Source organism: Lysobacter zhanggongensis, from assembly GCF_046638635.1.
Lineage (GTDB): Bacteria > Pseudomonadota > Gammaproteobacteria > Xanthomonadales > Xanthomonadaceae > Novilysobacter > Novilysobacter luteus.
Genome location: NZ_JBJXHK010000068.1, coordinates 1 through 11,307, shown reverse-complemented (window position 1 = coordinate 11,307; position 11,307 = coordinate 1). Strand labels below are relative to the sequence as shown.

9 protein-coding genes, 1 other RNA gene and 1 pseudogene are annotated in these 11,307 nt (G+C 70.2%); all 11 read left to right on the top strand.

Going from position 1 to position 11,307, the window contains the following annotated elements:
* The first annotated feature begins 296 nt into the window (after positions 1-296).
* Positions 297-1,127, top strand: coding sequence for a 16S rRNA (cytidine(1402)-2'-O)-methyltransferase (rsmI, locus tag ACKVMH_RS10735; RefSeq protein ID WP_412700272.1), 831 nt, complete (start codon positions 297-299; stop codon positions 1,125-1,127).
* A 96-nt stretch (positions 1,128-1,223) separates the two neighbouring features.
* Positions 1,224-1,577: RNase P RNA component class A (gene rnpB, locus ACKVMH_RS10730), an RNA gene on the top strand.
* Positions 1,578-1,951: 374 nt separating this feature from the next.
* Entirely contained in the window at positions 1,952-2,398 is a 447-nt protein-coding gene (mraZ, locus tag ACKVMH_RS10725) for a division/cell wall cluster transcriptional repressor MraZ (RefSeq protein ID WP_215218748.1), read from the top strand.
* Entirely contained in the window at positions 2,395-3,369 is a 975-nt protein-coding gene (rsmH, locus tag ACKVMH_RS10720; protein WP_412700271.1) for a 16S rRNA (cytosine(1402)-N(4))-methyltransferase RsmH, read from the top strand. Before mraZ ends, rsmH begins: the two co-directional genes overlap by 4 nt.
* Positions 3,366-3,632, top strand: a complete 267-nt coding sequence (gene ftsL / locus ACKVMH_RS10715) for a cell division protein FtsL (RefSeq protein ID WP_215218746.1) — start codon at positions 3,366-3,368, stop codon at positions 3,630-3,632. Before rsmH ends, ftsL begins: the two co-directional genes overlap by 4 nt.
* Positions 3,633-3,775: 143 nt before the next feature.
* On the top strand, positions 3,776-5,587 hold the full coding sequence (locus ACKVMH_RS10710) for a peptidoglycan D,D-transpeptidase FtsI family protein (protein ID WP_412700274.1): 1,812 nt from the start codon (positions 3,776-3,778) through the stop codon (positions 5,585-5,587).
* Between the two features lie 11 nt (positions 5,588-5,598).
* Complete coding sequence (locus ACKVMH_RS10705; RefSeq protein WP_412700273.1) at positions 5,599-7,074, top strand: UDP-N-acetylmuramoyl-L-alanyl-D-glutamate--2,6-diaminopimelate ligase; 1,476 nt, start codon at positions 5,599-5,601, stop codon at positions 7,072-7,074.
* A gap of 180 nt (positions 7,075-7,254) precedes the next feature.
* Positions 7,255-8,583, top strand: a pseudogene (locus ACKVMH_RS10700) (UDP-N-acetylmuramoyl-tripeptide--D-alanyl-D-alanine ligase); the annotation flags it as partial.
* The gene (gene mraY, locus ACKVMH_RS10695; protein WP_215218744.1) at positions 8,573-9,658 is read left to right on the top strand and encodes a phospho-N-acetylmuramoyl-pentapeptide-transferase; all 1,086 of its coding nucleotides are present in this window, start codon (positions 8,573-8,575) and stop codon (positions 9,656-9,658) included. The pseudogene ACKVMH_RS10700 and the gene mraY, both read left to right, overlap by 11 nt.
* Entirely contained in the window at positions 9,658-10,977 is a 1,320-nt protein-coding gene (gene ftsW / locus ACKVMH_RS10690; protein ID WP_412700270.1) for a putative lipid II flippase FtsW, read from the top strand. The genes mraY and ftsW overlap by 1 nt, the downstream gene beginning before the upstream one ends.
* On the top strand, positions 10,974-11,307 hold a 334-nt coding region (locus tag ACKVMH_RS10685; protein ID WP_412700269.1), incomplete at its 3' end, for a UDP-N-acetylglucosamine--N-acetylmuramyl-(pentapeptide) pyrophosphoryl-undecaprenol N-acetylglucosamine transferase. The genes ftsW and ACKVMH_RS10685, both read left to right, overlap by 4 nt.

The following is an 11,307-nucleotide window of genomic DNA, read 5'->3' as shown; positions in this document are numbered from 1 at the left end:
GGTCGCCCGCGAGGGCGCTGGCCTGCGCGACCAGCGGGTGCTGCGGCGCGCGGACCGGCGTGGTCGAGCTGGTCCGGGTCGGACCGACGACGCAGCCGCCGAGCAGCGCGGTGGCGACCAGCAGCGCCGAAAGCCAGTGGAACCGGGAGATCGAAGGCGTTGGATTCATCGCTTGCGCACCGCACGCGGCGCTCCTTGGGGGACCCGGCGATTCTAACCATGCCCCTGCATGGCGTCCGCGACGCCGTTGCGTGGCCCGCAAGACAAGCACGACGACCACCCCTACCATCGTCTCGATGCAGACCTCCGGCACCCTCCACGTCGTCGCGACCCCGATCGGCAACCTCGGCGACCTCAGCCCCCGCGCGCTGGAGACCCTGCGCACGGTCGACGCCATCTGCGCCGAGGACACCCGCCATACGCGGCAGCTGTTGAGCCATTTCGGCCTCGAGCGGCCGTTGCTCGCGCTGCACCAGCACAACGAGGACGCCCAGGCAGCCCAGCTGGTGACGCGGCTGCAGGGCGGTGAGTCGCTGGCGCTGGTGTCGGATGCGGGCACACCGCTGGTCAGCGATCCGGGTTTCCGGCTGGTCGGCGCGGCACGCGCGGCCGGGGTACGGGTCTCGCCGGTCCCGGGTGCGTGCGCGGCAATCGCCGCGCTGAGCGTGGCCGGCGTGGCGTCGGACCGGTTCGTGTTCGAAGGCTTCCTGCCGGCCAAAGCGGGCGCGCGGCGCGAGCGCCTCTCGCGGCTGGCGGCGGAGCCACGGACGCTGATCTTCTACGAGTCGGCCCACCGCATCGAGGAGTCGCTCGCCGACCTGGCAGCGGTGTTCGGCAATGAACGCCACGCGGTGCTGGCGCGCGAACTCACCAAGCTGTTCGAGACCGTGCTCGACGACACGCTCGCGGGGCTTCGCCAGACGGTTGCGGCGGACCCCAACCAGCGCCGGGGCGAATTCGTGCTGGTGGTGGAGGGCGCCGGTGACGATGCCGATGCCAGCTTGGCAGAGGGGCGCCGGCTGTACGCGAAGCTGGCAGGGCACCTGCCACCGTCGACCGCGGCGAAGTTGGCGGCCGAACTGAGCGGGGCCCCGCGCAAGGCGCTGTATGGCGCCGGCGAGAGCTGAGGTGGCAGCGGGACCGTCCGGCCAGCCTGAACTTGCCCTCCCGGGATCGACCCCGCCCGGCCGCAAAGCCACCCAACCCCGGTAGACTGCGCCCGCGGAGTCGGCCAGGCAGTCGCGTCATCCTTCGGGATGCCGAGGAAAGTCCGGGCTCCACAGGGCACGGTGCCAGGTAACGCCTGGGCGGCGCGAGCCGACGGAAAGTGCAACAGAGAGCAGACCGCCGAACGGCGTCGCAAGACGTGCGTGGCAAGGGTGAAACGGTGCGGTAAGAGCGCACCGCGAGTCTGGCAACAGACCGGCACGGCAAACCCCACCGGGAGCAAGACCAAATAGGGAGGCAATGCCGCGGCCCGCGGTGCCTCCGGGTAGGTTGCTTGAGCGTATCGGTGACGATGCGCCTAGAGGAATGATTGCCCACGACAGAACCCGGCTTATCGGCCGGCTCCGCCCTGATCCAGGAAAGGCGCGCCCCCGGGCGCGCCTTTTTCATGGGAGGCCGGTGCTGCGCTGCAGCACCGTAACGGGCCCGCGTGCCGCGTCGTCTCTTCACAAGGCCTCCACGCGCCCGAAATCTCAAAATGTGAGACGAAACAACGGTTAGTGGATAAGTCTTGAATAAGACTCTGAAGTTCGCCGCAAGCCTTTGATGTGCCTAGTGAAATTTGCCCCCGGAAGTTGTTGACAACCATTTTTGCGGTGCCTAAGGTGGACATCCGAGGGAAAGCCGGGTTTTTAGTGGTTTTCGGTGGCCGCAGACGGTTCGAGTGACCGTATGCCCGTAAGGCAAACCGCCCAACAGAGGCGGGCCAACAACCAGGTGCGCAATGTTCCAGGGCGAGACCGCCATCACGATCGACGAAAAGGGCCGGCTGGCGGTGCCCACCGCCCACCGCGATGCCGTCGCGCGCGATTGTGGCAACCAGCTGGTCATCACCTACAACCCGTTCGAGTCCGGCTCCCTCTATCTGTACCCGCGGGCGATCTGGGAGCGGGTGCGCGACCAGGTCAACAAGCTGCCCAAGGCCAAGAAGGTCAACCGCAACCTGCAGCTCAAGCTGGTCGGCGCGGCCACCTTCGTCGAGCTCGACGGCAACGGCCGCATCACCGTCCCGGCCAGCCACCGCGCCGCGGTGGGCATCGAGCGCAAGGCGGTGCTGCTGGGCATGGGCGACAAGTTCGAACTGTGGAGCGAGCAGGCGCACCACGCGCAGATCCAGCAGACGGTGTCTGACGGGGATCTGAGCGAGGAACTGCTCGACCTGCAGCTATGACGGACGGTGGCATGGAGCGCTCGGCGACTTCCGGCCACCTTCCCGTGATGTACCGGCAGGTCCTGGAAGGCCTGCGGGTGCGTGGGGATGGAGCCTACCTCGACGGCACGTTCGGCCGCGGCGGCCATGCGCGGGGCGTGCTCGACCAACTCGGCGCCGGAGGACGGCTGCTGGTGATGGACAAGGATCCCGAAGCGATTGCGGTCGCCGAACGCGAGTTCGGGGCGGACCCGCGCGTGTCGATCTTCCGCGGCAGCTTCGCCGACCTCGCCCGGTGGGATGCCACCGCCAGCGGGCTGGACGGGATCCTGTTCGACCTGGGCGTGTCCTCGCCGCAGCTCGACGTGGCCGAGCGCGGCTTCAGCTTCGGCCGCGACGGCCCGCTCGACATGCGGATGGACCCCGATGCCGGCCAGAGCGCCGCAGAGTGGCTGGCCCAGGCCGAGGAGCGCGAGATCGCCGACGTGCTGTGGACCTACGGCGAGGAGCGCCAGTCGCGTCGCATCGCCCGCGCGATCGTTGCCCGCCGCGACGAGGACCCGCTGGTACGCACCGCGCAGCTGGCCGAGCTCATCGCGTCGGCGCTGCCGCGAACCGCGCACACCGGACCGGGCAAGGGCCGCCATCCGGCGACGCGCAGCTTCCAGGCGATCCGCATCTTCATCAACCGCGAGCTGGCCGACCTCGAAGCCGGGCTCGACGCCGCGCTGGAGCGCCTCAGGCCCGGCGGACGGCTGGCGGTGATCAGCTTCCATTCGCTGGAAGACCGCATCGTCAAGCAGTTCATCAACCGCCACGCCAAGGCGCCGCCGGCCAACCGCCGCATGCCGGTGGAGATCGCCTTCACCCCCGACCTGCTGGCGATCGGCGGCGCGCAGAAGGCAGACGATGCCGAGACCGCCGCCAACCCGCGCGCCCGCAGCGCGGTGCTGCGCGTGGCCGAGAAGCCGGCGCTGCAGGAGGCCGCATGACCACGCGCCTGCTGCTGACCGTGCTGGTCGTCGCCAACGTCGCCACGGCGCTGGCGGTGGTGCACGCGCGCCATCGCCACCGCGTGCTGTTTGTCGAGGCCAGCCGGCTGGAGAAGGCGCGCGACGAACTCAACATCGATTTCGGCCGGCTGCAGCTGGAACAGGCCACCTGGGCGGAGAGCAACCGCATCGACCAGGTCGCGCGCGACCGCCTCGGCATGAAGTTCCCGGAAGGCGCCGAGATCGTGGTGATCCGTCCATGAGCGCCCGCGACCGCCGCCGTGACGCCGCCCGCAGCAACCCTGCGCATGGCGGTGCGTGGGCGGCGTTGCTTGCGCGCTTCCGCGGCGAAGAAGTCCGGGGCGCCCGCCGGGGCGTGCGCTACAACCCGCGCCACCGCCTGGCGATGGTCGGCGGCACGCTGGCGTTGTGCTCGGTGGCGCTGGTCGGCCGCGCGTTCGACGTGCAGGTGCTCAACAACGACTTCTACGTGCGCCAGGGCGACGCCCGCGCGCTGCGCGAAATCCCGATCCCGACGTCGCGCGGGATGATCACCGATCGCAACGGGGAGCCCCTCGCGGTGTCCACGCCGGTCGAGTCGGTCTGGGCCAATCCGCAGGAGCTGCTCAAGCACCCGGACCGCATCCCCGAGCTGGCCGAAGCGCTGGACGTGCCGGCCGACTACCTGACGCGCAAACTGACCCAGCGCGCGGACAAGGAGTTCATGTACCTGCAGCGCCGGATCAACCCGAGCCAGGCCCGGAAGATCCTCGCCCACGGGATCCCGGGCGTGTCCAGCCAGCGCGAGTTCCGACGCTTCTACCCGCAGGGCGAGGCGCTCGCGCACGTGCTCGGCTTCACCAACATCGACGACGCCGGCCAAGAAGGTCTTGAGCTCGCGTTCGACGAATGGCTGCGCGGCACGCCGGGCGCCAAGCGCGTCATCCGCGACGGGCAGGGCCGCATCATCGAGAACGTCGACCTGCTGCGGCCGGCCGAGCCGGGGCGCGACCTGACGCTCACCATCGACCGTCGCATCCAGTACCTGGCCTACCGTGAGCTGCGCAACGCCCTGCTCGAGGCCGACGCCAGCAGCGGTTCGGTGGTGGTGCTCGACATCGCCACCAGCGAAGTGCTGGCGATGGCCAACCTGCCCAGCTTCAACCCCAACGACCTGGACGGCGACCGCAGCGACGCGCGCCGCAACCGCGCGGTCACCGACGTGGTCGAGCCCGGGTCGACGATGAAGCCGATCACGATCGCGGCCGCGCTGAGCCAGGGCATCGTGACCCCGGCGACCGTGGTCGACACCTCGCCGGGTTACATGGCCAATGGCCGCTACACGATCAACGACTTCCGCAATTATGGCGCGTTGACCATCACCGGGATCATCACCCACAGCTCCAACGTGGGCGTTGCCAAGCTCGCCGAGCGCCTGCCCGACGACTACTTCTACGACTTCGTGCACGGCTTCGGCTACGGCGACAAGCCCGGCAGCGGCTTCCCCGGCGAGTCGTCCGGCGTGCTGGCGGGGCCCGGCCAGTGGAGCGGCACCGACAAACGCACCATGTCCTACGGCTACGGCCTGTCGGCAACGCCGCTGCAGATCGCGATGGCGTACGCGGCGCTTGCCAACGATGGCGTGCTCACCGCGCCGACCTTCGTCAAGGGCCAGCGCAACGAAGGCGAGCGGGTCGTCGATGCGCGGGTGGCCGACCAGGTCCTGCGGATGATGCAGACCGTCACCGAGACCGGCGGCACCGCGACCGGCGCGGCGATCCTGGGCTACCACGTCGGCGGCAAGACCGGCACCGCTCGCAAGTTCAGCCCGACCGGCGGCTACTCCAACAAGTACATCGCGCTGTTCGCCGGTGTGGTCCCGGTCGAGAACCCGCGCTTCTCGATGGTGGTGGTGATCAACGAGCCCGACTCCAGCAAGGGTTACGGCTACGGCGGTGGCGCGGTCGCCGCGCCGGTGTTCCGCAACGTGATGGCCGGTGCGCTCCGGCTGATGGATGTCCCGCCCGACGACATCGAGACCTGGCTCGCGGCACAGGCGGCCGAGCAGGCCAAGCGTGCGAAGGCCGCGGGTGGCGCGGGCGAAAGCGGGCCGGTACTTCCGACGGCGGTCGCCGCATCGACGGCCGGAACCGCGTCCGGTCCCGCATCGCTGCCCGATGCACTGCCCAAACCGGTCACGGTCGGGGGTGCGCGATGAGCCGTCGCCGCATGCTGCTGGCCGAGCTGCTGCCCGACGTCGCCGGCATCCCCGGCGATCTCGCCATTACCGGCCTGGTCCAGGACAGCCGTGCGCTCAAGCCGGGCGACGCGTTCGTTGCGATCGGCGGCTTTGGCACCCACGGGCTCAAGTTCGTCGAGCAGGCCCGTGCGGCCGGGGCGGTCGCGATCCTGTTCGAGCCGCCCGACAGCGAGGACACGCCCGCGCCGGCCGACGCCATCGCGGTACCGCGCCTGCGGGCACGGATGGGCGAGCTGGCCGACCGCTTCCATGGCCGCGTGAGCGCCGGGATGCGCGTGGTCGGTGTCACCGGTACCAACGGCAAGACTTCGACGGTGCAACTGCTGGGCGAGGCCTGGCGGATGCAGGACGAACCCGCCGCCACCATCGGCACGCTCGGCGCCGGCCGCGTCGGCCACGTCGTGCCGACCGGTTTCACCACCCCGCTGGTGCTGCAGCTGCACGATCTGATCGACGACCTGCACGCGCAGGGTGCGCACTCGCTGGCGATGGAAGTCAGCTCGCACGCCCTCGACCAGGGCCGCGTGGACGGCGTCCACTTCGACGTCGCGGTCTTCACCAACCTCAGCCGCGACCACCTCGACTACCACGGCGACATGGCCGGCTACGGCGCGGCGAAGGCGCGGCTGTTCGCGTGGCCGGGCCTGCAGGCCGCGGTGGTCAACCTGGACGATGCCCACGGCCGGGCGATCCATGCCGCGTTGCCGGACGACGTCCGTGCCATCGGCTACAGCTCGCGCGGCGCGCCGGGTGCGCAGCTGCAGGCGCAGGCGCTGCACTTCGACAACGGCGGGATCGGCTTCGAGCTGGTGGTCGGCGACAGGCGCCATCCGGTGACCTCGCCGCTGCTGGGACGCTTCAATGTCGACAACCTGCTGGCGGTGGCCGGCGCGCTGCATGCGCTCGGCACCGATACCGCGGACATCGCCGCGCTGCTGTCGCGCCTGCAGCCCGTGCACGGCCGGATGAACCGCCTCGGTGGTGGAGCCGACGCGCGCGGCCGGCGCCAGCCGCTGGTGGTGGTCGACTATGCGCACACCCCCGATGCGCTGGAGCAGGCCCTGGTCTCGCTGCGTGCTCACGCGTCGTCGCAGCTGCTGTGCGTGTTCGGCTGCGGCGGCGAGCGCGACCGCGGCAAGCGCCCGCAGATGGCATCGATTGCCCAGACCCATGCCGACGTGGTCATCGTCACCGACGACAACCCGCGCGGCGAGGACGGCGACGCGATCGTCGCCGAGATCGTCGCCGGCTTCATCGATGCACGCGAAGTAACGGTGGAGCGCGACCGTGCCACCGCGATCCGCCGCGCGATCGGCATCGCCGGCCCGGACGACATCGTGCTGATCGCCGGCAAGGGCCACGAGCCGTACCAGGAGATCGACGGCGTGCGCCATCCGTTCGACGACACCGAGGTCGCCCGCGCGGCGATGGAGGCGCGCGCATGAGGCCGTTGCAGCTGTCCGACATCGCCCGCATGACCGGTGGTCGCCTGCACGGGATGGACCGCCAGGTCGATGCGATCGCGACCGATACCCGCACGCTGCCGGCGACCGGCGCGTCGCTGTTCGTCGCTCTGAAGGGTGAGAATTTCGACGGCCACGACCACGTGGAGACCGCGGCCGCNGATCGCGACCGATACCCGCACGCTGCCGGCGACCGGCGCGTCGCTGTTCGTCGCTCTGAAGGGTGAGAATTTCGACGGCCACGACCACGTGGAGACCGCGGCCGCCGGTGGCGTGGCGGCGCTGCTGGTGTCGCGCCCGGTCGGGACCGGGCTGCCGCAGGTGCAGGTGGCCGATACCGAGCGCGCCCTGGCCGACCTCGCCCGCGCAATGCAGCGCAACCGTACCGCAAAGGTCGCGGCGATCACCGGCAGCAACGGCAAGACCAGCGTCAAGACGCTGCTGCTGTCGATCCTGCAGGCCGCCGACGACGCGGTGTACGCCAACCCGGGCAACCGCAACAACGAGATCGGACTGCCGCTGGCGGTGATCGATGCACCTGACGACGCCCGTTTCGCGGTGTACGAGATGGGCGCGGGCAAGCCCGGCGACATCGCCTACCTGACCGCGGTGGTCCGGCCGGACGTGGCGCTGGTCAACAACGTGGCGCCGGCGCACCTGGAGCGCATGGGCAGCCTGCTCAACGTGGCCGACACCAAGGCCGCGGTCTACGACGCGCTGGCGCCGGAGGGCGTGGCGGTGATCAACGCCGACGACGCGTTCGCCCCGTACTTCGCCGAGCGCGCGCATGGCCGTCGTTTGATCCGGTTCGGGCTGGAGGCAAGTCACGACGTCGGCGCCCGAGATATCGTCGTCACCGGCGCGGGCACGCGTTTCCTGCTGGCCACCCCGGCGGGCGATGCCCCGGTCGAACTGGCAATGCCGGGTCGCCACAACGTGCGCAATGCGCTGGCCGCGGCGTCGATGGCGCTCGGCCTCGGGATCGGCCTCGACCCAATCGCGCGTGGCCTAGCCGCCGCCCGGGTAGTGGCCGGCCGGCTCGCGACGCACCGCCTCGCCAGCGGCGCGGTGCTGATCGACGACAGCTACAACGCCAACCCGGGGTCGCTCGCCGCGGCCATCGACACCGTTGCCGAGACAGCGGGCGAGGGCTGGCTGGTGCTCGGCGACATGCGCGAGCTGGGCGACGACGCCGAGGCGATGCACGCCGAAGCCGGTCGTCGCGCGAAAGCCGCCGGCATCAAGCGGCTGTTCGCGCTCGGCCCGCTCAGCGCGGCCGCGGCCGACGCGTTCGGCGAAGGCGGCCAGGCATTCGAGACCCATGCCGAAGTGGTCGACGCGCTGCGCGCCGGCCTGGCTGACGGTGTCCGGGTGGTGGTCAAGGGCTCGCGCGGCAGCGCGATGGACAGGGTGGTCGCGGCACTGCTGGCCGACGACGCCGGCCGGCGCGACACAGGCCCGGGCAACCAAGGGGACGACGATGCTGCTTGAGCTGGCACGCTGGCTGGAACAACTGCAGAGCAGCTTCGCGCTGTTCGGCTACCTGACCTTCCGCGGCATCCTCAGCGCGCTCACCGCGCTGGCGCTGTCGCTGTGGTGGGGGCCGGCGGTCATCCGCAAGCTGGCCAGCTACAAGGGCGGCCAGCCGATCCGCACGGACGGCCCGCAGACGCACTTCTCCAAGGCGGGCACTCCGACCATGGGCGGCGCGCTGATCCTGGTGACGGTGCTGGCCTCGGTGCTTCTGTGGGGCGACCTGCGCAACAAGTACGTCTGGCTGGTGCTGGCGGTGATGGTGGCGTTCGGCGCGATCGGCTGGTGGGATGACTGGATCAAGATCGTCCGCCGCGACCCCAACGGCATGAAGTCGCGCACCAAGTACGCGCTGCAGTCGCTGTTCGGACTCGCCGCCGGCGTGTTCCTGTACATGACCGCCGAGGTGCCGGCCGAAACCACGTTCTATATCCCGTTCTTCAAGGCCGTGGCGTTGCCGCTGGTGGCCTTCAGCTTCGTGGCGATCGCCTACTTCTGGATCGTCGGCTTCTCCAACGCGGTCAACCTGACCGATGGCCTGGACGGGCTTGCGATCATGCCGACGGTGCTGGTGGCCTGCGCGCTGGGCGTGTTCGCCTACGCATCGGGCAACGCGGTGTTCTCCGAGTACCTGCAGATCCCGCAGGTGCCCGGCGCCGGCGAGCTGGTGATCATCTGCGCGGCGATCGCCGGCGCGGGGCTGGGCTTCCTCTGGTTCAACACCTATCCGGCAATGGTGTTCATGGGCGACATCGGCGCGCTGGCGCTGGGCGCGGTGCTCGGCACGATGGCGGTGATCGTCCGCCAGGAGCTGGTGCTGGTGATCATGGGCGGCGTGTTCGTGATCGAAACGCTGTCGGTGATGATCCAGGTGGCGTCGTTCAAGCTCACCGGCAAGCGTGTATTCCGGATGGCGCCGATCCACCATCACTTCGAGCTCAAGGGCTGGCCGGAGCCGCGCGTCATCGTGCGCTTCTGGATCATCTCGGTGGTGCTGGTGCTGGTCGGCCTTGCGACGTTGAAGGTGCGCTGATGACCGACACCGCGCGCCAGGCCACCCGACTCGACGCGATCAGCGGTCATTACGACCGCTGGCTGCTCGGGGTCGCGTGCGCGCTGGCGTGCCTGGGCGTGGTGATGGTCGGCTCCAGCTCGATCTCCATCGCGATCGATTACGGCGTCGGCCCGTTCCACTACCTGGTACGGCACGTTGCGTTCCTGGCGGTCGGGGTCGGACTGGCGGTGTGGCTCATGCGCACCGAGCTGAAGACCGTCGAGCACTACAACCACTGGCTGCTGCTGGGCTGCGTCGCCCTCCTGCTGGCGGTGTTCATCCCCGGCCTGGGCAACGAGGTCAACGGCGCGCGGCGCTGGATCAACCTCGGCGTGTCCAGCTTCCAGGCGGTCGAGGCGGTCAAGCTGCTCTACATCATCTGGCTGGCCAGCTACCTCAAGCGCTACAGCGACGAGGTCACCGCGACCTGGTCGGCGATGCTCAAGCCGCTGGGCGTGGCCGGGTTGCTGGTGGTGCTGCTGGTGCTGCAGCCAGACTTCGGTTCGCTGTCGCTGATCCTGGCCATCACCGGCGGCATGCTGGTGCTGGGCGGGGTCAACATGCCGCGGATGTTCGGCCCGGTGCTGGTCGGCCTGCCGCTGCTGGCGGTGGTTGCCATCGCCGAGCCCTACCGCGTGCGCCGGTTGACGTCCTTCCTCGACCCGTGGGCGGACCCGTTCAACTCCGGCTACCAGCTGACCAACGCACTGATGGCGGTCGGCCGCGGCGAATGGTTCGGGGTCGGCCTCGGCGGCTCGGTGCAGAAGCTGTCCTACCTGCCGGAGGCGCACACCGACTTCATCCTCGCCGTCATCGCCGAGGAGCTCGGCTTCATCGGCGTGTGCACGGTGATCGGGTTGTACGCGGTGCTCGTGGGCCGGGCGCTTTGGGTCGGACTGAAATGCGTGGAGATGCGCCGTTACTTCGCGGGTTACTGCGCGTTCGGCATCGCGCTGTGGATCGGCCTGCAGAGCTTCGTCTCGATCGGCGTCAACCTGGGCCTGCTGCCGACCAAGGGTCTGACCTTGCCGTTGGTGTCCTCGGGCGGATCGAGCGTGCTCATGACCTGCGCGGCGCTCGGCGTGCTGCTGCGGGTGTCGTACGAGCTCGACCGCGCGCAGCGGCAGGTCGCGCGTCTGCGCGGCGAGGCGATGCAGCCTTCCACCGGCGTGCCTCCGACCGCCCAGCCGTTGCCCTCGGTGGCCAAGCCTGCCGCCGCCGCATCGTCCAAGGCCGCGCGCGGCACCAGCCGCCTGCGCCAGCGCATCGAGCCGGTGCTCGGGAGGACCGGCGCATGACCGGTCCCGTCACCATCCTCGCCGGCGGTACCGGCGGCCACATTTTCCCGGGCCTCGCGGTCGCGCGCGAACTGATGAATCGCGGCGTGCCGGTGACCTGGCTCGGCGCCGACGGCGCGATGGAAACCCGGCTGGTGCCGCCCCATGGCATCGAGATCGACACGATCGCGGTTCGGGGGCTGCGCGGGAAGGGCATTGCGACCCTGCTCGGTGCCCCGCTGAAGGTTGCCAACGCGGTGCGCGCCGCCCGTGCGGTGCTGCGCGCGCGCAACTCGCGCGCGGTCGTGAGTTTCGGCGGCTACGCGGCCGGTCCGGGCGGCCTGGCCGCGC

What these genes read in the sequence shown, in the direction of transcription:
- ftsW (WP_412700270.1), top strand. Translation starts at nt 9,658, where the DNA reads ATGACCGACACCGCGCGCCAGGCCACCCGACTCGACGCGATCAGCGGT.
- rsmH (WP_412700271.1), top strand. Translation starts at nt 2,395, where the DNA reads ATGACGGACGGTGGCATGGAGCGCTCGGCGACTTCCGGCCACCTTCCC.
- mraZ (WP_215218748.1), top strand. Translation starts at nt 1,952, where the DNA reads ATGTTCCAGGGCGAGACCGCCATCACGATCGACGAAAAGGGCCGGCTG.
- ACKVMH_RS10710 (WP_412700274.1), top strand. Translation starts at nt 3,776, where the DNA reads ATGGTCGGCGGCACGCTGGCGTTGTGCTCGGTGGCGCTGGTCGGCCGC.
- ACKVMH_RS10705 (WP_412700273.1), top strand. Translation starts at nt 5,599, where the DNA reads ATGCTGCTGGCCGAGCTGCTGCCCGACGTCGCCGGCATCCCCGGCGAT.
- mraY (WP_215218744.1), top strand. Translation starts at nt 8,573, where the DNA reads ATGCTGCTTGAGCTGGCACGCTGGCTGGAACAACTGCAGAGCAGCTTC.
- rsmI (WP_412700272.1), top strand. Translation starts at nt 297, where the DNA reads ATGCAGACCTCCGGCACCCTCCACGTCGTCGCGACCCCGATCGGCAAC.
- ftsL (WP_215218746.1), top strand. Translation starts at nt 3,366, where the DNA reads ATGACCACGCGCCTGCTGCTGACCGTGCTGGTCGTCGCCAACGTCGCC.